Source organism: Microbacterium sp. ZW T5_56 (assembly GCF_044987425.1).
Taxonomy (GTDB): Bacteria; Actinomycetota; Actinomycetes; order Actinomycetales; family Microbacteriaceae; genus Microbacterium.
In genome coordinates this window covers 52255-73992 of record NZ_JBJDRI010000007.1, presented here as the reverse complement: position 1 = coordinate 73992, position 21738 = coordinate 52255, and the positions used below count along the sequence as shown (strand labels likewise).

Annotated in this window: 23 protein-coding genes and 1 tRNA gene; 14 read left to right on the top strand and 10 right to left on the bottom strand. The window is 67.7% G+C overall.

Features of this window, described 5'->3' with window-relative positions:
* Nucleotides 1-175 precede the first annotated feature (175 nt).
* Both ACI3KU_RS05125 and ACI3KU_RS05120 read left to right on the top strand, forming a co-directional pair.
* A complete protein-coding gene (locus ACI3KU_RS05125) occupies nt 176-730 on the top strand; it encodes an RNA polymerase sigma factor (protein ID WP_404921214.1) in 555 nt (184 codons plus the stop codon).
* Nucleotides 730-1905, top strand: a complete 1176-nt coding sequence (locus tag ACI3KU_RS05120; RefSeq protein ID WP_404921213.1) for a DUF4349 domain-containing protein — start codon at nt 730-732, stop codon at nt 1903-1905. Before ACI3KU_RS05125 ends, ACI3KU_RS05120 begins: the two co-directional genes overlap by 1 nt.
* An 88-nt stretch (nt 1906-1993) precedes the next feature.
* Here the strand turns inward: ACI3KU_RS05120 and ACI3KU_RS05115 are convergent, their stop codons facing one another.
* Nucleotides 1994-2425 carry a DUF6855 family protein gene (locus tag ACI3KU_RS05115; RefSeq protein WP_404921212.1) on the bottom strand — a complete coding sequence of 144 codons (432 nt, stop codon included), beginning with the start codon at nt 2423-2425 and terminating at the stop codon, nt 1994-1996.
* Between the two features lie 232 nt (nt 2426-2657).
* A tRNA-Glu gene (locus ACI3KU_RS05110) sits at nt 2658-2730 on the bottom strand.
* A gap of 171 nt (nt 2731-2901) precedes the next feature.
* On the opposite strand from ACI3KU_RS05110, the gene ACI3KU_RS05105 reads away from it, so the two are divergent.
* Nucleotides 2902-3537 carry an MBL fold metallo-hydrolase gene (locus ACI3KU_RS05105; RefSeq protein WP_404921211.1) on the top strand — a complete coding sequence of 212 codons (636 nt, stop codon included), beginning with the start codon at nt 2902-2904 and terminating at the stop codon, nt 3535-3537.
* A gap of 47 nt (nt 3538-3584) precedes the next feature.
* Here the strand turns inward: ACI3KU_RS05105 and ACI3KU_RS05100 are convergent, their stop codons facing one another.
* From ACI3KU_RS05100 to ACI3KU_RS05090, 3 genes are read right to left on the bottom strand one after another with little or no spacing between them, the layout of a single operon-like run.
* Nucleotides 3585-4511, bottom strand: coding sequence for a hypothetical protein (locus tag ACI3KU_RS05100; protein ID WP_404921210.1), 927 nt, complete (start codon nt 4509-4511; stop codon nt 3585-3587).
* On the bottom strand, nt 4508-5179 hold the full coding sequence (locus ACI3KU_RS05095) for a hypothetical protein (RefSeq protein ID WP_404921209.1): 672 nt from the start codon (nt 5177-5179) through the stop codon (nt 4508-4510). Before ACI3KU_RS05095 ends, ACI3KU_RS05100 begins: the two co-directional genes overlap by 4 nt.
* Before the next feature lie 29 nt (nt 5180-5208).
* Entirely contained in the window at nt 5209-5805 is a 597-nt protein-coding gene (locus ACI3KU_RS05090; RefSeq protein WP_404921208.1) for an SGNH/GDSL hydrolase family protein, read from the bottom strand.
* A 165-nt stretch (nt 5806-5970) separates the two neighbouring features.
* Here ACI3KU_RS05090 and ACI3KU_RS05085 point away from each other — a divergent pair, with 165 nt between their 5' ends.
* From ACI3KU_RS05085 to ACI3KU_RS05055, 7 genes are read left to right on the top strand one after another with little or no spacing between them, the layout of a single operon-like run.
* Nucleotides 5971-7242, top strand: coding sequence for an ABC transporter substrate-binding protein (locus ACI3KU_RS05085; protein WP_404921207.1), 1272 nt, complete (start codon nt 5971-5973; stop codon nt 7240-7242).
* 53 nt (nt 7243-7295) lie between these two features.
* Complete coding sequence (locus ACI3KU_RS05080; protein ID WP_404921206.1) at nt 7296-8222, top strand: carbohydrate ABC transporter permease; 927 nt, start codon at nt 7296-7298, stop codon at nt 8220-8222.
* Nucleotides 8222-9169, top strand: a complete 948-nt coding sequence (locus ACI3KU_RS05075; RefSeq protein ID WP_404921205.1) for a carbohydrate ABC transporter permease — start codon at nt 8222-8224, stop codon at nt 9167-9169. Before ACI3KU_RS05080 ends, ACI3KU_RS05075 begins: the two co-directional genes overlap by 1 nt.
* A gap of 7 nt (nt 9170-9176) precedes the next feature.
* A complete protein-coding gene (locus tag ACI3KU_RS05070; protein WP_404921204.1) occupies nt 9177-11138 on the top strand; it encodes a hypothetical protein in 1962 nt (653 codons plus the stop codon).
* A 2-nt stretch (nt 11139-11140) separates the two neighbouring features.
* The gene (locus tag ACI3KU_RS05065) at nt 11141-11920 is read left to right on the top strand and encodes a ribonuclease activity regulator RraA (RefSeq protein WP_404921203.1); all 780 of its coding nucleotides are present in this window, start codon (nt 11141-11143) and stop codon (nt 11918-11920) included.
* Nucleotides 11899-12840, top strand: a complete 942-nt coding sequence (locus tag ACI3KU_RS05060) for an aldo/keto reductase (protein WP_404921202.1) — start codon at nt 11899-11901, stop codon at nt 12838-12840. The genes ACI3KU_RS05065 and ACI3KU_RS05060 overlap by 22 nt, the downstream gene beginning before the upstream one ends.
* Nucleotides 12833-13762, top strand: coding sequence for an amidohydrolase family protein (locus tag ACI3KU_RS05055; RefSeq protein ID WP_404921201.1), 930 nt, complete (start codon nt 12833-12835; stop codon nt 13760-13762). Before ACI3KU_RS05060 ends, ACI3KU_RS05055 begins: the two co-directional genes overlap by 8 nt.
* A 12-nt stretch (nt 13763-13774) precedes the next feature.
* Here the strand turns inward: ACI3KU_RS05055 and ACI3KU_RS05050 are convergent, their stop codons facing one another.
* Nucleotides 13775-14458, bottom strand: a complete 684-nt coding sequence (locus ACI3KU_RS05050) for a GntR family transcriptional regulator (RefSeq protein WP_404921200.1) — start codon at nt 14456-14458, stop codon at nt 13775-13777.
* An 84-nt stretch (nt 14459-14542) separates the two neighbouring features.
* Complete coding sequence (locus tag ACI3KU_RS05045; protein WP_404921199.1) at nt 14543-15829, bottom strand: alpha-L-fucosidase; 1287 nt, start codon at nt 15827-15829, stop codon at nt 14543-14545.
* Between the two features lie 154 nt (nt 15830-15983).
* Between ACI3KU_RS05045 and ACI3KU_RS05040 the strand changes: the two genes are divergently transcribed.
* The 4 genes from ACI3KU_RS05040 to ACI3KU_RS05025 all read left to right on the top strand — a co-directional run bounded on the left by ACI3KU_RS05040 (nt 15984) and on the right by ACI3KU_RS05025 (nt 19137).
* The gene (locus ACI3KU_RS05040; protein WP_404921198.1) at nt 15984-16532 is read left to right on the top strand and encodes a type 1 glutamine amidotransferase domain-containing protein; all 549 of its coding nucleotides are present in this window, start codon (nt 15984-15986) and stop codon (nt 16530-16532) included.
* Nucleotides 16513-17160: an FHA domain-containing protein gene (locus ACI3KU_RS05035; protein WP_404921197.1), complete on the top strand. Its 648-nt coding sequence runs from the start codon at nt 16513-16515 to the stop codon at nt 17158-17160. The genes ACI3KU_RS05040 and ACI3KU_RS05035 overlap by 20 nt, the downstream gene beginning before the upstream one ends.
* On the top strand, nt 17157-18542 hold the full coding sequence (locus tag ACI3KU_RS05030) for an Nramp family divalent metal transporter (RefSeq protein WP_404921196.1): 1386 nt from the start codon (nt 17157-17159) through the stop codon (nt 18540-18542). Before ACI3KU_RS05035 ends, ACI3KU_RS05030 begins: the two co-directional genes overlap by 4 nt.
* 85 nt (nt 18543-18627) lie before the next feature.
* Nucleotides 18628-19137 carry a hypothetical protein gene (locus tag ACI3KU_RS05025; RefSeq protein ID WP_404921195.1) on the top strand — a complete coding sequence of 170 codons (510 nt, stop codon included), beginning with the start codon at nt 18628-18630 and terminating at the stop codon, nt 19135-19137.
* A gap of 54 nt (nt 19138-19191) precedes the next feature.
* Here ACI3KU_RS05025 and ACI3KU_RS05020 read toward each other — a convergent pair whose 3' ends face one another.
* The 3 genes from ACI3KU_RS05020 to ACI3KU_RS05010 form a co-directional block, all read right to left on the bottom strand.
* Nucleotides 19192-19809, bottom strand: coding sequence for a flavodoxin family protein (locus ACI3KU_RS05020; protein ID WP_404921194.1), 618 nt, complete (start codon nt 19807-19809; stop codon nt 19192-19194).
* 88 nt (nt 19810-19897) lie between these two features.
* Nucleotides 19898-20137, bottom strand: coding sequence for a hypothetical protein (locus ACI3KU_RS05015; protein WP_404921193.1), 240 nt, complete (start codon nt 20135-20137; stop codon nt 19898-19900).
* Nucleotides 20134-21603 (bottom strand): glycosyltransferase family 2 protein, encoded by a 1470-nt coding sequence (locus ACI3KU_RS05010; RefSeq protein ID WP_404921192.1) that lies wholly within the window; start codon nt 21601-21603, stop codon nt 20134-20136. Before ACI3KU_RS05010 ends, ACI3KU_RS05015 begins: the two co-directional genes overlap by 4 nt.
* Between the last annotated feature and the right edge of the window lie 135 nt (nt 21604-21738).

Here is a 21738-nt window from a genome sequence, read left to right as displayed (position 1 = left end):
AGCCGAAGCTCGTGATGACGATGGCGCGTTTGTGGGATACTCCCCCTCGCTTCATCGATTCTAGCGCGAGATCGACATCGACCCGCGCGCCAGCCTGCGGTTCCTGTCGCTCGAGGTCTGAGACGATATCTGCCACCGACACACTGTCAGGTGAGAGACAACAGAAGGAGGGCGCGTGGAGGCAGTACTCGACGACGCCGACCTCGTGGCCGCGGCCGCGGGAGGCAGCGAACACGCCTTTCAACGGCTGTACCGGCAGTACGTGAAACCGGTCTACTGGATCGCGTACGGATTGCTGTCCAACGCCGCTGACGCCGAGGATGTCGCCCAGGAAACGTTCGTGGTGGCGTGGCGGAAACTCGCAGGCCTGGAGCTGCAGGGTTCGTCCCTGCTGCCCTGGCTGGCGACGATCTGCCGCTTCCAGGCTGCGAACCGGCTGCGTTCGCGTCGCCGCGACCTCGCACATCGCACCGAGCTGGTCGACGAGGCCGTGCCCGACACGGTGAACGTCGAGGACCAGGTCATCGGCGCCGATCTGGCGGAACGCATCACGGCCGAGATCGACGCGATGAGCGAGATCGACCGCGAGATCTTCCGCCTGTGCGTCGTCGAAGGCTACGGCTATCAGGCCGCAGCGGACTCCCTGTCGGTCGGCCATGGCGTCGTCCGAAACCGTCTCTCCCGCATTCGCACCCGTCTGCGGACCACCCTGACCGAATCGGAGAGCTGATGAAGGCCACACCGCCGCTCGCGAAGCCCGAACTTCCCGAGCTGGACGAATCCACCATCGATCGGATGGAGAATGTCGTCTTCGCCCGCATCGCGACCCAGACGCAGCAGGACCGCGCCGACCGCGCGCGCCGCCATCGTCGCCGGCTGACGGCGGGCTGGACCACCGCCGCGGCGACGGTCGCCGTCGTCGCCACCGGTGCCGTACTCGGTCCGCAGCTGGTCGCCTCCACGATGGCGCAGGACAGTGCCGCCGGGTCCAGCTGGTCCGAGGCTGCGGGGGGCGGCGCGCCGGATGCCGCCGCCGTCGACGCAGGCAAAGCGCTGGAGGGCGCCGCGGATTCCGCCGCGCTCCGCGGCGACTCATTCGCTGCGAGCGGGGGCGCAAACTCGGCTGCCGTCACACCCGTCGAACCGCAGATCGTCACCACGGCGGATGTCGGCCTGCAGGTGGACGACATCACGGCCGCCTCCGCGCAGCTGGCGATCTTCGCTCAGAATCACGGCGGATACGTCGCCTCTCAGAGCGTCGGCAACGGGGGCGGAGTGATCGACCCCGCGGCCTCGGCGAACGTGCGCGCCGACTACGGCTATGTGTCCCTCCGGATTCCCGAGTCCGACATCACGACAGCGATTGCGGACCTCGCCGATCTCGGCACCATCGCGTCGCAGTCGATCAACCGCACCGACGTCACATCGCAGAGCGTGGATCTGCAGGCCCGAGTGGATTCGCTGTCGACCTCGGTCGCACGGCTCGAGGAGCTCATGAAGGCGTCGGGATCGGTCGCCGATCTGGTCGCCGCTGAGAGCGCCCTGGCCGAGCGTCAGGCAGAGCTCGAGTCGCTGCAGCAGCAGCTGGCGAGCCTGCAGGATCAGGTCGCGATGTCGACGTTGTCCGTGAACCTCAGCCTGGCGACGACCTCCGTGACCGCGGATCCCGCCGGATTCGGAGACGGTTTCTGGAACGGATGGAACGGCCTGATCGCGGCCGGGAACGCACTGCTGATCGCCCTCGGATTCGCGATCCCGTGGCTCGTGGTGATCGGCGTCATCTTGTTGATCGTGCTGCCGATCGTCCGCGCCGTGCAGAACCGTCGTCGTGCTCGCCGTGAGGCCAGCGGCGAGGCGCAGGCCGAGGCGGACGACGCCGCGCTCGACGAGGCACTGAAGGGCTGACACCTTCGAGACGTAGATGATCCCGGTCGCTCACGAGCGGCCGGGATCATCTACGTGTGCGGCCACCCCCACGGGGCGCGTCCGCGCCTCACTCTGGGCGCGGCACCGCTCGGACGCGATTGTTGCGGGCGTTGTGCTCGAGCTCGACGAGCCCCAGTGCCTCAAGCAGCGGAGGGAGATACATCCCGAAGCGTCCGCGATACCCTTTTCGCTGTCCGTACCAGCCGCCGACCGGGTTGTCGGCCGATCGACCCCAGGCCTCAACGGTGTCCGCCGCCGGCTCTTTGCCTTCATCCGCGGCACCGAGAACCACCCAGTCCCCGCGCCGCAGCAACTCTGCATGGAGATCCTCGATCCCGGAAGCGAGGTAGGTCAGCTTCGTGGTTCCCACCTGGCAGACCAGAAGCGCCGGATCGCTCGAGTCGTCTCGGTACATCGTGTACTGCGACGACAAGGGTGCGGTCTTCAGCACCCAGGGGTCCGTCTTGCTGCCCGTCCCCGACCAGCGATCATCGGCCATGCTTGCTCCTCTTTCGCGACGCGCAGGCAATCTGACGGGCGCAGGCGGATCGTATCAAGGACGTCGGCCCTCGTCGATGCCGAGCGTGTCGGGCGATGCTCTGCGGTGGTATCGCCGCATCGCGTTGAGTGTCACCCACGGACGAAAGTCTCGCGGGGGCTGGTCTCGCAGGGTTGGGGAGTGCGGAAACGAGAACACCCCCGGACGAGTGTCCGGGGGTGTTCTCACTCGGTGACCCCAGCGGGATTCGAACCCGCGTTACCGCCGTGAGAGGGCGACGTACTAGGCCGCTATACGATGGGGCCGAGTGTCTTCCGCGGCCTTTCGGCGCGCTTACGACTCATTTAGTATGCATGAGGAGAGGACCGCTCTGCAAATCGCCCCCCTGCTTCGTCGATCTCGGGCGTGTTCATCTTCCTGACGACTGCCGGTCATGCGCGCTTGGCGTGAGCGGGCAAAAGGGGTTGACTCGTCCCATGCGCATCACGAAGTACGAGCACGCCACGGTCGTCCTGGACAAGGACGGCGAATCGCTGATCATCGACCCCGGCAGCTTCCTGGCCAGCCTCACGGAGATCCCCCGCACCGTCGCGATCGTGCTGACCCACCAGCACGAGGATCACTGGAGCCCGCGCACGCTGGACCAGATCCTCGCGAGCAATCCCGGCATCCCGATCTTCGCTCCGGCGGGCGTCGCCGCCGTGGCGTCCGGCTACGACATCACCGTCGTCGCAGCGGGAGACACCGTGCAGGCCGGATCTTTCGTGCTGCGATTCTTCGGCGGAGTGCACGCCGAGATCCACCGCTCGATTCCGCTCATCGACAACGTGGGGGTGCTTGTCGACGACGCTTTCTACTACCCCGGCGACTCCTATGCCGCCCCGGCCGTTCCCGTGACGCTCCTCGCCGCTCCGCTCGGCGCTCCGTGGCTGAAGATCTCCGACGCGATCGACTTCGTGCTCGAGGTCGCGCCGAACCAGGCGTTCGGGACCCACGACATGACGCTGTCCGCCATCGGGCGCACGATGCACCGCGGACGCCTCGCCTGGGCCACCGAGCAGGGTGGCGGCACATTCCACGAGCTGGACCCGGGAGACTCGGTCACGATCTGAATCAAGCGGGCGGCACGCAGCGGCGCGAGCCAACCGACTCGCTCAACTCATGAGGACATATCGAGCGCCTGTTCCCACATCTCCAGTCGGTCACCCTGCACGGAGATCCGGATCTGGCGCATCGCCTCCGACGTTGACGGGTCCCAGGTGAAGGACTCGCCGTCGAACCAGAGGTCGATCAGGCGAGGATAGTCTGATCCTTCGCCAGCGCCGCTGCAGAGGGGCAAGGCGTAGCTCCCGGGATCCAACAGCCACAGGCAGTCCATGGCATCGTCGCGCACCGCACTGTGCAGGGTTGCCCCGATCACCTGGACACCGTAGGCCTCCCCGTACGAGACGCCCGTTGTGACGGCGTAGGTCTGAAAGAAGCTCGGCTCGACCTCAAGCATGTCCTCGGTCTCCGCGGCCGTCATCGGCTCACCATGCAGCACAACGGCCGGTCGCGGCTGTGAGACGCCCCAGATCAACGAGCCCACCCCGACGGCCGCCGCGGCGATCGCCGCACCGACGGCAGCCGCGCGCACCCGCTGTCCGCGCAGCCGGGACGCGCGGCGACGCGCAGAGTCGACATCGACATCGCCATCAGCACCGACACCGCCATCAGCATCAGCATCAGCATCAGCATCAGCATCAGCATCAGCATCAGCATCAGCATCAGCACCGACACCGACACCGCCACCGACACCGAGACCGAGACCGAGACCGAGACCGCGACGATCCGCACAATCAGCGAGTTCGTGAGACGGGTGCTCCGCATCGACCGCCACCGCTGCCTGCCCCGCGGTCCAGCCAGAGACCCCCGCGTCGCAGTGAGGAGCAATTCGGTTCGCGGCGCGTCGTTGGATGACGTCGGCGAGCACCCGCGCGTCATCGGGACTCAGTTCACTCGCACGAGGCCCGAAGGCGCGCCGCAACAGCGCGTGCTCCGACTCCTCACCATCGGAGTCCCGGGCATCGATCACCTCCGCGCTCACGTCGGCTCCCGCGACAGCCAGACGTCAAGCCCGAAGTCTCGCTCGATGAATCGAATCGAGTCCTGTCGGCCGAGACCGAACAACGAGCTCGACGTGTTCAGGTCGCCGGCCACTTCCCACGTGGTGCCGTAGATGCTCACCGGCGCGCATGTACCGAACAGCGTCTCGGTGCTCAGGTCGGCGGTGGGACCAGCGACATACAGGCACCGAACCGCATCGGCGCCCTCCGCGCTCAGTGTGCCGATGCCGATCTTCATCCGATCCGCCGTGAACTCGCGATAGTCCACGACCTCCTCGTGTCCCACCGTGGCGGATTCGGCTTCCCACACCGGGATCAGCACGCGGTCCGGATGTGGCGCGGTGACGGCGCCGAGGAAGAACCCGGCGATCGTGAGCGCGACGACGGTCAGCGCGCCGACGCCCGCCCACAAAATACGCTCCATCGGAGTGAAGCTGCGGGGTCCCGCAAGCACAGGTGGGGTAGCGCCCATGCCGTCGACCGGCCCAGGTAAGCCGTCGAAGCGTCCGGGCGCATCATCGGGCACCGACGCCTGCAACTCGCGAAGGCGCGTCTGCGCATCCTCCGCGTCCGCGCCGGCGTCCGGGCCGTAGACGGCACGCTGGAGCCGATTCAGCTCGGCGCTCCCCGCCGCGTCCCGCCCGCTCATGCCCCCACCGTAATACCCGCCGCCGGGATTCAGACCGTGAGTCGGCGGTATGCCTCCAGCCACGCGTCGGCGATCACCCGCGAAGCCTGCGGGAACGGATGCACACCGTCCGGCGCCCACGCGGCGGGCTCCTCCCGCGCTGCCGCGGTCAGCCGCTGCTGCAGCCGGACGAACTGCGCGCCATACTCGTCCGCGAGCGCCGCGACAACGCGCTGTTTCCCCTCAAGCTCGGACAGCCACGTGGACTGCTCCGCGGTCACGGGCAGGAGGAAGGGTTCCACCAGCAGCACTCGCACGCGCGGCGGGACCTGGTTGAGTATGTCCCGCAGCCGCGCGGCGAAGTCCTCGTCCGTTGTGGGGTCTTCGCTGTCGAAGCGCCGCCAGACATCGTTGATCCCCACGTAGATCGAGAGCACGTCCGGCCGTGCCGCCAGCACGTCGCGCTCCCAGCGCTCGACCAGATCGATCGCGCGGTTGCCCGCGATTCCTGAATTGCCGAGGTGCGCGCCCGACAACTCCGGTGTCTGCGCCAACAGCGACACGTATCCATCCCCGAGCGAGGCGGGATCGGCGCGGTCTCGTCCAGCGTCGGTGATGGAGTCACCGGTGAAATGAATGCGGAGCATGGGGTCCTCTCGTGGCATCAGGTTAGGGCACGCGCACACTCCGACACCCATGCGGGGGGCGAAGTGATCCGATGTTTGGGTCAAAGTCTTGCATGCGCTACCGATTATCGATTATCGTCATGTTCACCTCCTCCCCCGGAGCTTTCGAAGACGAGAGGATCGACGATGATCAAGAAACGTTCCCTGGCGACGATGAGCATCGCGCTGCTCGCCGTGGCCGCGCTCACCGGATGCAGCACGGGCGGCTCAGGCGACGACGGCGGTGACGCCGGCGGCACGACCGAGGTCCGCGTGCTCGTGAACATCACCCCCAACCTCACCGAGGAATGGTGGAACGAACTGGTGAAGCCGTTCGAGGACGCGAACCCGGACATCGACGTCATCATCCAGAGCCCCGGCGCCGACGGCGTGCAGAAGGCACTGCCACGGCTGCTCGCATCCGGCGATGCCCCCGACATCGTCCAGTCGCTCGCGCCCACCCCGGAGCTCGCCCAGGAGTTCGTCGACCTGTCCTCGTACGACTGGGCGGCGAACGGCCCGCTGGCCGAGCAGTACGCCATCGACGGCAAGCAGTACATGGCGGGCGTCGGCATCCAGCTGCAGAGCCTCTGGTTCTACAACAAGACGGCCTTCGAGGAGGCCGGCATCACCGAGACGCCGAAGAACCTCGATGAGTTCACCGCGGACCTGGCGAAGCTCAAGGACGCTGGCTGGACGCCCATCCAGACCGGCGGCGACTGGATGTCGCAGATGTCGTACCAGGCGCTGGCCCTCCCCTCCGTCGTCGCGGAGAACGAGGACTGGTTCCAGAAGATGAGCTCCGGCGACCTCACGTTCAGCAAGACGGCGGGCCCCTACACCGACATCTACGCGGACTGGGTGGCGAAGGGGTATCTCAACTCCGATGCCCTCGGCATCAAGTACCCGGACGCGGAGCAGAGCTTCCTCGCCGGAAAGAGCGCGCTGTATCCGATGGGAAGCTGGTTCGCCGCCGCCGAGGCCAACGCCGACAACCCGCCCCAGATCGGCGTCTTCGCCGGCCCCGCCGATGCATCGGTGGAGAACCCGGCGATGGGCGCGAACATCGCGAGCCCGTACTCGATCCTGAAGTCCAGCGACCACCAGGAGGCCGCGCTCAAGGTGGTGGAGTACCTCGCCACCGACAAGGCTGCCGTTGTGGATCAGCTTCAGGTCGATGGCAACTACCGCGACGGTTACGAGTACGAGATGAACGATCTGGCCCAGGAGCTGCTGCAGATCGTCGCCGACACCCCCGCGTCCAGCTACACGCCCACCGGAAACGGCTACGGCGAACGCACGATGCCCGCCGGCTACGGCGACGAGCTGAACACGCAGGTGCAGGCGCTCCTCGGCGGCACCTCCGCCGCCGACGTCAACAGCGCACTGGACTCCTGGTTCGTGGCGAACGCGCAATGATCCCTCGGGGCGCCCGGCCACCCGGGCGCCCCGCTCACGTGATGGAGCCTCCCATGGTCACACTCGACCGTCCTGCCGCGCCCCCGCGGCGAATCTCCCCCGCGATGCGCTGGCGTGCGCGCGTCCCCGGATTCCTGATGAGCGCGCCGGCCGTCCTGGTGTTCGTCGCGATGTTCATCATCCCGATGATCCTCGCGTTCGTGCTCAGCCTCACGAACTGGAACGGCTACAGCCTCAACTTCACCTTCATCGGGTTCGACAACTACACGCACGCGTTCCGTAACCCGCGCACCATCGATGCGGCGATCTTCACCGCCGTGGTCGCGTTCTTCGGCACGATCGCCTGCAACGTGCTGGGGCTGGCGGTGGCGGCGCTGATCTCCGGACCGGGCCGCGCGAACACCGTGTTCCGCACGATCTTCTTCTACCCGTACATCATCAGCGCGCTCATCATCGGTTTCCTCTGGGCCGCGATGCTGAGCCCCCAGGGAGCGGTGAACAGTGTGCTGGGTGCCATCGGCCTGGATCCCCTGCCGTTCCTCACCGACATCGGCTTCGCGAAGGCGAGCGTGATCGCCACCATCGTGTGGTCGCACTTCGGCTTCAACATGATCCTCTACATCGCGGGGATCAAGTCGGTGCCGACGGAGTACTACGAGGCGGCCACGGTGGACGGTGCCAGCCCCTGGCAGCAGTTCCGCAACGTCACGGTGCCGCTCATCGCGCCCGTGCTCACCGTGAATCTCGTGCTCACCTTGGTCGGTCTACTGAAGGTGTACGACGTGGTGCTCGCCCTCACCGACGGCGGGCCCGCTGCGGGAACGCAGACCATCGTGTTCCAGATCCTCAAGGACTCGTTCGCGAACGCGAAGCTGGGACTGGGGGCCGCGCAGTCCGTCGTGCTGCTCATCATCACCGCCGTGCTCGGGCTCGGCGTCACCCTCGCCCGTCGCGGCGCCGAGAAGAAGGTGGCCGACTGATGGCCCTGATCACCGACGGAACCGTCGCGCTCGTCGACGAACCCACCGACACCCGCACGCTCGCCGCGTCCGACGGCCGCGGTCGCCGCCGCACCGGTCCCCGACGGAGCCGACGCCCGCGTCCACTCCGGGCGCTGATCTGGGTGGTGCTGTCCGCGCTCGCGCTCGTGATGCTCGTGCCGATGTACATCATGATCATCAACGCGTTCAAGCCGCAGCAGGAGATCATCCGAAACCCCCTGGGCTTCTCGCTGGACACGCTCACCTTCGAGTACCTGTGGGCGGCGATCACGTCCGAGCGCTTCAATGTGGTGGCCGCCTATGGCATCACGCTGTTGTTCGTGGTGCTGGTGAACGTGTTCGGCATCCTCCTGTCCGCCCCCGTGGCGTATGTCATCGCCCGTGGCCGGTCGAAGTGGCATCTGGGTCTGCTGCTGCTGTTCGTCTCTGGCATGTTCATCCCCGGCCAGGTCACGCTGATCCCGGTGGTGTTCGTGCTGCGGGTGCTCGGCCTGATCAATACGATTCCCGGGTTCCTGCTGTTCGAGACCGCGGCGACGCTGCCGATCACGATCTTCCTGTTCGCCGCGTACCTGCGAACGGTGCCGCGCGACATCGACGAGGCCGCGGCACTGGACGGTGCGGGTCGAATGCGCGCCTTCTGGCTCTGCATCTTCCCGATCATGCGCCCGGTGGTGGCGACGATCATGGTGCTGAACTCGATCAGCGTGTGGAACGACTTCGTCAGTCCGCAGATCATCCTGGGACCGAGTTCCGGCCTGTACACGGTGACTACTGGCGTGTACTCGGCGGTGAGCCAGTACAGCACGTCCTACACCACGGTGTTTCCCACGCTGCTGCTCGCGATCGCCCCCGCGGTGATCTTCTTCATCATCATGCAGCGCCACATCATCGGCGGCCTCGTCGCCGGCGCCACAAAGGGATGAGCCGGCGATGAGCCTCGAAACCCCCAACCAGGAGAACCCCTCGATGACTGTCCTCACCTTCCCCCTCACGCGGATTCCCGCGTGGGCCGTGCTGGAGCGGCGGCTGTTCGATGCTGTCGAGGAGGCGTGGCGCGTGTTCGATGCCCGCTTCTGCGATGCCGACGGTCGTGTGCTGCGCACGCCCGAATTCGATTCCCGCGACGGCGTGGACGATCTGTACGAACCCTTCTTCAACTGGCCGACCTTCTACGCCCTCGGCGGCAGCGACGAGATCCTGGCGTCCGCGAAGCGGCACTGGGAGGGCGTGACCGCCCAGCTCACCGAGGGCGGCATGCTCACGGACGAGTACGAGAACGGCTACGACTGGTTCCACCAGGGCGAGTCGCTGATCTTCCTCTACGCGCTGTCTGCGGCGGATCCGGATGACGCGGCCTTCGCCGAACGAGCTCGCCGCTTCGCGGAGTTGTACACCGATCCGCGCCACGGCAACTGGGATCCGGAGCACAACATCATCCGGGCGCCGCACAACGGCGCGCTCGGTCCGCTGCCCGGACTCGGCCCGCAGTGGCAGGCGTACAGCGCAGATCAGCCCGAGATGCGCAAGTACGGTCTGCCACTGGATTCGCTTCCCGGCATCGAGTCCTGGGACGACCTCGCCGACGAGGACAACGCCCGTCGCATGGGTCAGGAGATGCAGCGGCGCGCGGCGGGCGACGTGGCCGTCAACCTCGCGGCGACCACCCTCGCGGTGAATCGCTGGCTCTATGACGCGGACGAGGCCACGGCGCGGTGGGTGATCGATTACATCGACGGCTGGCGTCGCCGCGCTGCAGACAACGACGGTCTCATCCCCGACAACGTCTCCCCCGATGGTCGCGTCGGCGGGCTCCATGACGGCGCCTGGCACGGCGGCCACTACGGCTGGACCTGGCCGCACGGTCTCGAGACGATCGGCATGGCCACCGTGATCGCCGCGATCAATCACGCCATCGTCTCGGGATCGACCGACGCGCTCGATCTGGCTCGAGCGACCCTGGATGCCTCGCTGGCTCACGCGATTTTCGGCCCGGTGATCGAGTCCGGATTCAGTCTCACGGGTGGTTGGAAGGAGCGACACGGCGAGTACGCGGGCCGTCCGGGCATGCTCGTCCCGCACCGCTACGGCCGCGACGGCTGGTTCGACTACGGTCCGCCGCGCCTGGACCTGCCGCTCTGGCTGTGGTGGTTCAGTCGCGACGAGGCCGATCTCGCGCGCCTGCGCACCCTGCTGCGTGGTCTGCCCCACGATGCAACCGAGGTGATCGCGTTCCGCGACAAGGCCGAGGCCGGTCATGAGGCCGCCTGGTTGAGTTTCCTTCTCGGCGAGGCACCCGACTACCCGGTGCACGCGCTGGAGATGGCACTCGGTCAGGTGTCGCGGCGCGTCGCCCTGATGACGGATGCCGACATCGACCCCACCACCGTGCACCTGCACTTCTGGCAGCGCGTGAACCCTGTGGTCACCGAGGTGCTCTCGCACCTGGTGTCGGGGGCACCGCAGATCCTCTACAACGGCGGCCTGCCGCTGACGGCGCTGCGCTACCGCGACGAGGATCGTGATCGGCCGGGGCTCCCCGCCGATGTCGCAGCGCTGGTCACGCGCCTCGGCGACGGCGAAGTGGACGTGGAGCTGGTCAATCTGTCGCAGGTGCACGTTCGTCGGGTGCGCCTGATCGCCTCCTCGTTCGCCCTCCAGCGGATCACCGCGGTGCGTTCGGAGGGCGTGACACAGAGCGCCTACCCGGGCCGCAGCGAGGCCTATGCATCGCCGCGCGAGGAGATGTCCGTCCGATCCGACGACGTCTCCGATGGCACGGTCATCGTCGAACTCGCCCCCGCACACGCCGCCCGCCTCACCCTCACCGTCGAGCCGGAGACGGCTCGCCCCCACCATGACGGACGCGCCGACGCGTCCGCAGCGAAGGAATGATCATGACCGACACCGCCACCCTCATCCGTCCCGAATTCCAGCTTCCGGTTCGCGGACCCGAGTTCCAGCGCGCGGATGCCGACACTCTCGCGTCGCTCGAGCGGGTCTCCGCGGCCACCGCGTGCGCGAAACTGCACGGTCTGGGAATCCGGCACTCGTTCATCGAGGGCCCCCGCCCGCTCCGTACCGGCCAGCGGATCGTCGGCAACGCCGTCACCCTGCAGTTCATGCCGCAGCGTGAGGACCTCGCCTCCGGTCTCGGCCAGGAGTACGTCGAGAAGCACACCGCCCTGTGGAAGGTGCTGGAGAGCATCCAGCCCGACGATGTGCTCGTCGTCCAGGCATACGGCAGCGCGCACTCGGGATGTGTGGGAGACATCCTCGCGCGTTACTTCCAGCGCCGGGGCGGCGTGGGAATGGTGGTGGATGGGCGCATCCGCGATTCGGGCAAGATCGCCGATATCGGCCTTCCCGTGTGGTCCACGGGTGTCACGCCGCACTACGCATCCCAGTCGGAGCTGTTCCCCTGGGCTTTCGACGTGCCCGTCGCTGTCGGCGGAGCGCTGTGTCTGCCCGGCGATGTCGTTGTGGCCGACGATGATGGTGCCGTCATCGTTCCGCAGGCCATGGTGTCTGCCGTGGCCGAAGACGCCGTGGATCACGAAGAATGGGAGAGCTTCAGCCGGATGCGTCTTGATCAGGGCGCCCGGCTCAGCGACTACTATCCGCTGACCCCCGACAGCCGTCAGGAGTATGAGACGTGGCGTTCCGCCCAGCACTGATGCCGCTGCGCACCGAGGCCGACGACGCCACGCTCGTCGGCCTCGGCTGCGCGCCGTTCGGCAACCTGTTCTCAGCCGTGGATGACGATCAGTGCGCCGCCACCGTCTCGCGCGCGATCCAACATGGGGTGCGCTTCTTCGACACAGCCCCGCACTATGGCGCGGGAGAGAGCGAGCGTCGCCTCGGGCGCGCGCTCGCGGACGTTCCGCGTGACCGGGTCTGCATCGCCACGAAAGTGGGACGACAGATCCTGACCGACGACGAACGACCCGCATCGATCGGTGCTGTCGGAGCCTCGACGGGGCCAGACCTCAGCGCCGACGGCGTGCTGCGCAGCGTCGAGGGGAGCCTCCGCCGACTCGGCACCGACCGCATCGATCTGCTCTACCTGCACGATCCGATGGACGTGGATGAGGCGCTGCGCACGGCGATGCCCGCGCTCGACCGGCTGCGCGCAGAGGGCGTGGTTCGAGCGATCGGGGTGGGCATGGTGTGGCCGGACCCGCTCACGCGCTTCGTGCGAGAGAGCGACCCGGACGTGGTCATGATCGCCGGCCGGACGACGCTCCTGGACCGCACCGGCGAGAGCGAACTGCTGCCGGCGGCAAGGGCGCGGGACGTAGGCGTCATCGCCGCCGGTGTGTTCAACTCCGGCATCCTGGTCGACCCGATCGGCACGCCCTACTTCGACTATCGCCAAGCACCCGCCGACATGCAGGCTCGTGCACGTCGGATGGCGCAGATCGCCGCCGACGCAGGCGTTCGCCTTTCGGACGCCGCCGTGCGCTACGCCCTCCGACTCGCCGGGGTCGATGCGGTGGTAGTCGGCGCGCGAACCCCGGACGAGGTCGACGCGTTCGTCGCGAGCGTCGCCGCTGAGGTTCCGGAACTGCTGTGGGACGCGCTTGCCCGTGTCTGACCCCACACCACTCCCCACTATCCGCGAGACTTCCGACTGTGGGCGAGAATCCACGCAACGCGGCGATTGTCGCCCACAGACGGAAGTCTCGCGGGTCTCAGACGCCGGCACCCCACCGCGTCACTCTCCGCGGGCGCATCTGGACGCGCACGTTCACCTCTGGGACGTTGACGCGTTCGAACTCCCCTGGTTCCGCGCGGACCTCGACCTTCCGCCTCGCGTTCTCATCGCCGATCTTGAGGGCGCGAATCCCGCTGGCGTCGGCGCCGTGGCCGTGCAAGCGGCCAACACGCTTCGTGAGTTCACGTGGCTCGAGGACGAAACCTCCACGGCCGCCCGCCCGGTGCGCCTGGTCGGCCAGTACGAGCCCAGCGCCGACGGCTGGGCGGGCGTCCTGCAACCCCGGTGGCGACACCTCGCCGGTGTACGTCTGGCTGCGGGCTCAGCACGCGCGGATCTGTCCGACTTCGCCGGTCTCGACCAGCTTGCAGAGGGACTGAGTGAGCACGGACTCGTGCTGGAGCTGCTGCTACGTCCGGAGCAGCTTCCCGCCGCCACCGCGCTCGCCGCGCGTCATCCCGCGCTGCGCACCGTGCTCTGCCATCTCGGACTGGGATTCGCCGAGCCCGACGTGAACTGGTACCGAGCGCTCGCGGACTTCGCTTCCCTTCCCGCCGCCCACGCCAAGGTATCCGGCGTGATCCACCACTCCGAGCCGAATGAGCGGCTGCGGAGAATCGTCGCGCACGCGCGCGAGAGCTTCGGCGCTCGTCGGCTGCTGTTCGGCAGCGACTGGCCGATGTCGGCCCGCGTTGCGCCGCACGAGACGATCGTCGCGCTGACCGCGGCAGCGTGGGGCGAGGACGCTACCGACGCGGACGACTTCTGGGGCGCCACAGCCCGAAGGCTTTACGGCTTCTGAGCCCGAACCGCCTCAGTCCACGTGGTCGGGCGCTCCGGCGACCATGTCGCGCAGCGTCCCCGCGGCGTGCGCGCGGAACAACGCCGCCGCCTCATCGGGGTCGCCTGCGTCGAGCACCGCGAGGAGCTCGTCGTGCCAGTCGGCCACCATTCCCCAGTCGCCGACGAAGTCCGGGTCGCCCAGCAGATGAAGCGAGCGCAGACTCGGCTCGATGATGTCCCACATCCGCGGCAGGTAGACGTTGCGGCTCGCCTCGATGACCGCACGGTGAAAGGTGAAATCCAACTCACGGAATCGGCCCAGCTCGCGCACCGCGGCGGCATCGTGCATCTGAGCGATGAGGCCGGAAAGGTGCTCCCGCGTTTCTGAGCTGAGGCGGCCCGCGGTGAGTCTCCCGGCGAGGGTCTCGAGCTCGGCGCGGGCGACGCGCGCCTGTTCGATCTCCTCATCGGAGTACGTCGCAACGAACGACCCCTGGTGGCGGACATGCGAGACGAGCCCGTCGTGGGTGAGCCGCTTCAGCGCCTCGCGCACGGGAGCTTGACTCACCTGAAGTTTCTTGGCGAGGCCGGATTCCACCAGCTGCTCCCCCGGCGCCAGCGTGCCTCCCTTGATCATCTGCTTCAGCAGGTCGTAGATCTGGTCGGAGAGCAGGCCGCGTCGAATCTCGGGGACGGCATCCAGGGCATCGGGCATGGCGTGATCCTATTACTGCAATCGACAATCGCTAACGAACACTCCGAGTGTAATCGATTATCGGTAATAGCGCGCTGGCTGTCCTCAGTGATCGGGCACATCCGTCGATGCGGCATAGTCGGCAGGCAGCAGCGGCTCATACCGCGTACTCGCCGCCGGATGCACCAGCACGGCCTCCAGTTCGCCACCGCCGACGAGGGTGACCGTGAGCGTGCGCACGTCGACGCCCGACAGTCGGTGGATGCGCCGGACCCCGATCGTGTGGCCCGCGGCCAGCACCTCCCCCGCCGACTCGACCCGATGCCGGGTGACGCGCTGCCCCTCTTCGAGACGCTCGCGCAGCTCGACGTGACCGGCGATGATGCCGTCGGGCACCTCCGCCCGCCACACGCCCCCACCCTGATCGTGAAGCCGCGCCGCGACCGGTTGCCCGAACCGAAGGTCCAGCTCGGCCCGGTACTCCTCGAGACGAGCGATGTCCGCGGCGTCGATGCGCCCGCTCCGATCCGGCGGGAGGTTCAACAGCAGGTTGGCACCCAGCTCCACGGACCCTGCGTGAATCGCGAGGAGATGCGGCACCGACTTGGGACTTTCGTCGGCGTGCCAGAACCACCCGCGACGAATGGACACATCGCACTCGGGCGGCAGATAGCGCGGCACCGCGAGCGCGGACTGACCCTCGACGTACTGGCTCAGAGGCACGGCGTCGGCGACGTACTCCACCGGGTCTGCCGCAAGCCCGTCCTCGTTACCCACCCAGCGGATGGTCGGAGCGCCCATGTTGAAGACCATGGCTTCCGGTTGGTGTTGCGCCACCAGCTGCATGAAGCGTGGCCAGTCGTACGTGCGCCCTTCCGAACCCGCACCGTCGAACCACACTTCCACGAGGTCGCCATAGCCTGTGAGCAGCTCCGTCAGCTGCGCGGCATAGAGGTCGTCGTAGCGATCCGGATCGAAGTACTCGGGCGCGTGCCGATCCCAGGGTGAGAGGTACAGCCCGAATCCCATCCCACGATCCCGGCACGCGTCGGCCAGTTCGCGCACCACGTCACCAGTCCCGCCACGCCAGGGCGAGGAGGCCACCGAGTAGTCGGTGGTCGCGGTGGGCCACAGGCAGAAGCCGTCGTGGTGCTTCGCGGTGAGTACGACATAGCGTGCCCCGGCGAGCTCCGCGGCGTCCAACCACTGATGGACATCGAGGTCGGTCGGCACGAACAGGTCCGCCGGAAGCGTGCCGTCACTCCATTCCCGGTCACCGAAGGTGTTGATCCCGAAGTGGAAGAAGACGCCGGTGCCCGCCCGTTGCCAGCGCAGCTGCGCGGGCGTGGGACGAGGGATCTCGGTGTGCGAGTGGGACGAGTCGGATGTCATGGTTCCTCCGCGTCCATCCTGGCGCACGTCCTCCCGCTGCAGGCGAAGCGAGACACGCCGGTTAGCACAACCGTGCTCGCCGTGCCATCCCCTACGCAGCCTCTCGGCCGTCGGCAACCGTGGAGGGATGACGAGTCCAACGAGAGGAGAAGTCATGTCGAAGCTTCAGGGAAAGCGCATCGCTTTCGTCGCGACGGATGGGTTCGAGGACAGCGAGCTCACCAGTCCGTGGGAGGCGGTGACCGCCGCCGGGGCCGACGCGGTCATGATCGCGCCTGCTGCGGGCACGATCACCGGCAAGAACGGTCATGAGCAGCCCGTGGACCATGTGCTCGGTCAGGTGAGTGCCGACTCGTTCGACGCTCTGGTCCTGCCGGGTGGGGTCGTGAATGCCGACCACCTCCGGCTGGACAGCGAGGCGGTCGCGTTCGCACGCGACATGTTCACCGAACACAAGCCGGCGGGCGTGATCTGCCACGGTGCCTGGCTCCTCGTCGAAGCAGGGGTCGTGGACGGGCGACGGATCACAAGCTATCCGAGCCTGCAGACCGACCTGCGTAACGCCGGTGCGGACTGGGTGGACGAGGAGGTCGTGGTCGATCAGGGTCTGGTCTCCAGCCGCACGCCCGAAGACCTGCCCGCGTTCAACGCCAAGCTCGTGGAGGAGATCGGAGAGGGTGAGCATGAGCGTCAGCACGCCTGAGCATGGCGAAGGTGGAGCGATGGAGGATCCCACGGGAGTGACACGGCCGGATCCGGCCACCGCTGTTCCCGAAGAACCGGAGCAGACTCATGTCCCATACACGGGCATGCGGGAGATGCCGGCGAACGCGGATGCGGGTCCCGCGCCGACCACCACTCACTCCACGTGGGGTGCGGGCAACCCGCATCTGCTCGTCACAGATGAGATCGAGAGGTTCAGCTTCCCGCTCGACGAAGACGAGGTGCGCATCGGAGCCGCGACCGGCTGCCAGTTGGTGCTGCCAGGAATCGACGCGTTGCACGCCACGATCACGCACGACGATCGCGACGAGTATGTTCTCGTGCTGCATGGCCAGGGCGAGATGAACGCCAATCCGGAGGCAGCGGCATCGGACGTCGCGGGTTCGCCCGCGGGCGAGCGCAGCGAAGTGCTCCGGACGGGTGCCCGGTTCACCGCGGGAGCCTGGCGGTTCGTCTTCATGCGCGACGAGTTCGCTGACCACGGTCGTCCGTTCGGCGGTCGCATCGGCGGCGAGCTGTCCGATCAGCCGCCGCAGCCGGCCCGCCCAGATTACAGCGACCCCGAGCATCCGGAGTGGAGCGGCCGCTGGGAGGTTCAAGACGATTGAGCGACCAGCACGCAGACGAGGCCCCTTCGACAACGGAGGGTGACAAGCAGCCCGCAGGGAGCGGCGACGACAGCGGCGGCGGTGTCCGCCGCGCCCTGCGGGCGGTGGGCCCCGGCATCGTCACCGGCGCCGCCGACGATGATCCGTCAGGGATCGCCACCTATGCCCAGTCCGGGGCGATGTATGGCACCGGGCTGCTGTGGACGGTGCCGCTCACGCTTCCCCTCATGATCGTGGTGCAAGAGGCGTGCGAACGGATGACGCTGGCCACCGGAGACTCGTTCGGTGCGCTGATCCGTCGACGTTTTCAGCGCGGCGCGCGCACGTGGATCGCCGTCCTGCTGGCGGCGCTGTTGGTCGCCAACAGCGTGAACGCGGCGGCCGACCTCGTCGCGATCGGCGAAGGCATGAGCCTCCTGCACGCCGGTCCCGCACCCCTGTGGTCGCTCATCGCCGGTGTGGTGATCGGTTTCGTGGTGGTGCGCGGCTCCTTCGCGTGGATCTCGCGCGTCTTCAAGTGGCTGTGCCTGGTGCTGTTCGCGTATGTCGGCGTCGTCGTGGTCGCGTCGGTCGATTGGGCCGACGTGCTCAGCGGCCTGCTGGGGCGAGGCTTCGAGTGGGAACCGCAGTATCTGGGTCTCGTGGTCGCCGTGCTCGGCACCACGATCAGTCCCTACATGTTCTTCTGGCAGACCGAAGAGCGCGAGGAGATGCTGCGTTCTGACGCTCGATCTCATCGGACGGAAAAGACCGGGCGCGCGAAGCCCAAGACCCTGGACGACCGGTCCCCCGCCGAAGCACGCCGAGCCCTGTGGCTGGGCCGGTTCGATGTGGTCATCGGCATGCTGTTCTCCGTGGCGATCATGTTCGCCATCGTCGTCTCGTCCGCGGCGGCGCTTGGCGTGCACCATCAGAAGGTCGACTCCGCCGAGGCCGCTGCGAAGGCACTGCAGCCGATCGCGGGCGACTTCGCCTTCGCGCTTTTCGCGATCGGATTCATCGGGTCCGGCATGCTCGCGGTCCCGGTGCTCGCCGCCTCCGGTGCCGCGGGATTCGCGGCGCTCCTCGGTCGCCCCTGGAGCCTGGATCGCAAACCCCACCAAGCGCGGACGTTCTATGCGCTGTTGCTGGTGGGTCTCACCACCGCGGTGGTGCTCTCGATCATCGGGGTGGATCCGATCGGGCTGCTCGTGCTCTCCGCCACGATCAACGGCATCGCAGCCGGGCCGTTCCTCATCGTGCTCATGCTGATCACCGGCAACCGAAAGCTCATGGGCGAGCATCGCAACGGCTGGGCGGCGCGAATCCTCGGCTGGACGACCGCAGTCATCATGTGCGGGGCGGGTGCGTTCGGAATCGTCTCACTCGCCCTGGGGCACTGACTCGCGACATGCGATCGCGCCACTGTCAACCCGGTCGCCGATCGCGTCCGGCAGCCCGAGCCTGGGAGGAACGGAAGGAGAAATCATGAGCGAGATCTACGACGAAGGCCTGCTGCCCCCGAACGTTCATCCGTCGCGGACCGATCGGAGGGTGGCGGGCGAGGACGATGCGGACAACCGTGAGCCGCAGACGCAGGAGCCAGCCCTGGATGAGCATGTGGGCGACGTCGCCGATCAGGGCCTTCTCCCGCCCAACGTGAAACCGTCGCGCACGGATCGGACGGCCGATGCCGACGGCGGCGGCGCCCCGCCGCCCGAGGCGGACACGGACGACCAGCTACCCGGCACGGACGACGGACTTCACGGTCAGGAACCCGGAGCGCAAGCGGGCGATCCGCTCCCCGTCCCCGCCCCTGAGCCCGGGCAGGTCCCCGAGCGCGATCCGGACATCGCCCCGCCGACCGCGCCCGAGCGCGCCCCCTCCCCGGACGAAGATCCCGAGGTGACACCTCTGACGGATCCGGAGTTCGATCTCGCCCCCGACCGCGACCCCGATTTTCGGGACCCGCAACGGCCCGAAGGAACACCGATCTGATCCGCGACAGCGAGGCGTCGGATGCCGTCACGGACAGCACCCGACGCCCCGGTGTCACTCGGTGGGTGCGGGGTACGGGTGTCCCCGCAGCAGCCGTGCCACGTGTGCCGCGTTGATGGCGGCTGTCTGCGCGGTGGAGCGCACGATGTCGGGAACGGTCTCCAGCGCGATGAAGTCCGTCTTGCCCATCGCCTCGCCGTTCCAGTAGACGCCGGTCTGCGCTGCGACGGTGAACCCGACATCGCCGAGGGTCTGCGCGAGGATGCCGATGATGTGGTGTGCTCCGTCCTCGTTGCCGACCACGACAGGAATCGCGACCCGGTCGTACAGGCTGGGCCGTCCCCGTTCGTCTGTCTGCGACAGTTCGGCGTCGAGCCGCTCGATCACGCGCTGCGCGACACTGGAGTGCTGCCCCACCCATGTCGGCGTGGCGAACACCACGATGTCGGCTTCCAGTACCCGCCGCAGCAGCCCCGACCACCCGTCGCCGGGGCCCATGTCCCGTTCCACGCCGGCCTGCACACTGTGATCGACGACGCGCACCGTATCGACAGTGCACCCGAGGTCGTCGAGCGCGCCGGCGACGAGCCCGGCCAACGCTCCCGTGCTCGACTCAGCGGGGGCCGGCTTCAGCGTGCAGTTGAGAACCAGTACGGTCAATTGCTCAGTCATACCGGCACGGTAAGCGGGTTCGCTCGCGCGATCACCGGGGTGGCGCATCGGCGGAGAAGGCGCTATGAGTCACCTGTCTCGCTCTGTCTCAGAGGGGCCCATCCGGATGAATGTTGCGCGTCTCGGACCTCCGCGAACGCCCGCGCCAGCGCCACCGCGGGGGTGGCAGCATCTTGAAGATCGCCAGGCACACGTACACCACGGTGTTGACGGCGACGAACCCGGCGAGCACCGCGAACCACCCGCTGTTCAGCACCGTTTCCGGCAGCACGATCCCGGCCTGCACGATCCCCGCGTGCACGACGCCTGCTGTCGCCAGCGCGCTCATGCCTGCACCGCCACGTTGTCGCGCCCGGCGGGCTGCTGCAGATGCGACCACGTGGCCTCGCGTCCGAACGCCATGTCGATCACGCCCTTGACGAACACCACGTCGCAGAAGAAGTCGTACACCAGCTCGGGGATCACGAGCGCCGCGAGAAGGCGCGCGCGCCAGCCTCCACTCCATACCGTGACCACGCGTTCGATCATGAACACCAGTCCGATCGCGATCCAGAACGTGAACCACACCCACTGATCGAGCGCCAACAGCATCGTGATGATGAGCACGAAGTACGCGGTCAGTGCGATCACGGAGTATCCGATCCCGATCTGCTGGGACCAGTAGCGCACTGTCGTGGGGGTGAGCCCGTACTCCCCGAGGTTCTCCAGCGCACCGCGCTGCCAGCGCAGTCGCTGCTTCCACAGCATCCGCCACGTGGGCATCAGCTCGGTGACCACCACGCACTCGGCCGGCGAGATGATCAGCCCGCCGAGACTCTTGATCGCGATGGTGATCTCGTTGTCCTCGGTCAGCGCGACGGTGTCATAGACCTCTCCCGAATTCCCGGGGATGAGCACGCCCCGTGCATCGGCGACCGCACGCAGCGCCGGTGCGCGGAACACGCTCGCGGTGCCGGTCAGCACGAACACCTTGCCGCGACGACGGCGGATCTCCCGGGAGTAGCGCGTGAACTCGTTGCGCTGGAACTGCCCCAGAATCCCGTGCCCGCTCTCACCGAGGAAGAGCCCGCCCACCGCCATCAGCGCTCGGTCGGCGCTCATGCGACGCCGCACCACCCGGAGGAACCGTGTCGTGGCGAAGCGTGTGTCGGCGTCCATCACGAGGACGCCGTCGTTGTTGCCGAGTTCCGGCAGCAGCTGGGACAGCGCCTGATTCAACGCCCCCGCCTTCTTGCGGGTGTTGCCGACCGTCTCGATCACCTCGACGCCGGCAGCGCGGGCCAGAGCGACCGTGTCGTCCGTGCAGTTGTCAGCGACGACGATGATCCGCTCGGGCGGATGGGTCTGCTGTCGCAGGGAGGCGAGCGTGGCGGGAAGGTTGTCGGCCTCGTTGTGGGCGGGAATCAGTGCGGTGATCGTCACCTCGCCGTCGAACACGCCGCGCGTCGCCGCCATGATCCTTCGCGGAGCGAGCGGGCGCGTCTCGATGTCGGGAGGCGTTCGGCGAGACCGACGCGTGACGTGCAGTTCGTAGAGCACCACGGCCGCCGCAGCAGCACAGGCGAACAGCACGGCGCCGATCAGCAGACCGATGGTCGGTCCCTCGGCGTCGTAGCGGAACTCGAGCCCGAGCAGGCTGCCCTCGCGCGGGTTCCACACCGGTCGTGGCGCGGTGAGTGTGATCACCACGAACAGCAGCGCAGCCGCCAGCGCCGTGATCGCGATCACGATGACGCCCGCGAGCCGTCCCGTGCGCGTGAGGCCGGACCCCCGCGCGGTTCTTCCGCCGGACACAGCAGTTCTCCCCTCGTCTGATTCAGGACGCGGTTGCGCGACGAAGGAGAGGGTGGATCGGGACCACCGACGCTCATCCGCACGCGGCACCGGCGGACGGGATTCCACCGACATCCACGTCACTGCTGCATCTTC

Excerpts from the sequence above, each read along its gene's own strand:
- ACI3KU_RS05120 (WP_404921213.1), top strand. The coding sequence starts at position 730 with ATGAAGGCCACACCGCCGCTCGCGAAGCCCGAACTTCCCGAGCTGGAC.
- ACI3KU_RS05015 (WP_404921193.1), bottom strand. The coding sequence starts at position 20,137 with ATGAGCGCGCTGGCGACAGCAGGCGTCGTGCACGCGGGGATCGTGCAG.
- ACI3KU_RS05090 (WP_404921208.1), bottom strand. The coding sequence starts at position 5,805 with ATGCTCCGCATTCATTTCACCGGTGACTCCATCACCGACGCTGGACGA.
- ACI3KU_RS05070 (WP_404921204.1), top strand. The coding sequence starts at position 9,177 with ATGAGCCTCGAAACCCCCAACCAGGAGAACCCCTCGATGACTGTCCTC.
- ACI3KU_RS05095 (WP_404921209.1), bottom strand. The coding sequence starts at position 5,179 with ATGAGCGGGCGGGACGCGGCGGGGAGCGCCGAGCTGAATCGGCTCCAG.
- ACI3KU_RS05045 (WP_404921199.1), bottom strand. The coding sequence starts at position 15,829 with ATGACATCCGACTCGTCCCACTCGCACACCGAGATCCCTCGTCCCACG.
- ACI3KU_RS05050 (WP_404921200.1), bottom strand. The coding sequence starts at position 14,458 with ATGCCCGATGCCCTGGATGCCGTCCCCGAGATTCGACGCGGCCTGCTC.
- ACI3KU_RS05115 (WP_404921212.1), bottom strand. The coding sequence starts at position 2,425 with ATGGCCGATGATCGCTGGTCGGGGACGGGCAGCAAGACGGACCCCTGG.
- ACI3KU_RS05075 (WP_404921205.1), top strand. The coding sequence starts at position 8,222 with ATGGCCCTGATCACCGACGGAACCGTCGCGCTCGTCGACGAACCCACC.
- ACI3KU_RS05020 (WP_404921194.1), bottom strand. The coding sequence starts at position 19,809 with ATGACTGAGCAATTGACCGTACTGGTTCTCAACTGCACGCTGAAGCCG.
- ACI3KU_RS05080 (WP_404921206.1), top strand. The coding sequence starts at position 7,296 with ATGGTCACACTCGACCGTCCTGCCGCGCCCCCGCGGCGAATCTCCCCC.
- ACI3KU_RS05065 (WP_404921203.1), top strand. The coding sequence starts at position 11,141 with ATGACCGACACCGCCACCCTCATCCGTCCCGAATTCCAGCTTCCGGTT.
- ACI3KU_RS05085 (WP_404921207.1), top strand. The coding sequence starts at position 5,971 with ATGATCAAGAAACGTTCCCTGGCGACGATGAGCATCGCGCTGCTCGCC.
- ACI3KU_RS05040 (WP_404921198.1), top strand. The coding sequence starts at position 15,984 with ATGTCGAAGCTTCAGGGAAAGCGCATCGCTTTCGTCGCGACGGATGGG.
- ACI3KU_RS05035 (WP_404921197.1), top strand. The coding sequence starts at position 16,513 with ATGAGCGTCAGCACGCCTGAGCATGGCGAAGGTGGAGCGATGGAGGAT.
- ACI3KU_RS05025 (WP_404921195.1), top strand. The coding sequence starts at position 18,628 with ATGAGCGAGATCTACGACGAAGGCCTGCTGCCCCCGAACGTTCATCCG.
- ACI3KU_RS05105 (WP_404921211.1), top strand. The coding sequence starts at position 2,902 with ATGCGCATCACGAAGTACGAGCACGCCACGGTCGTCCTGGACAAGGAC.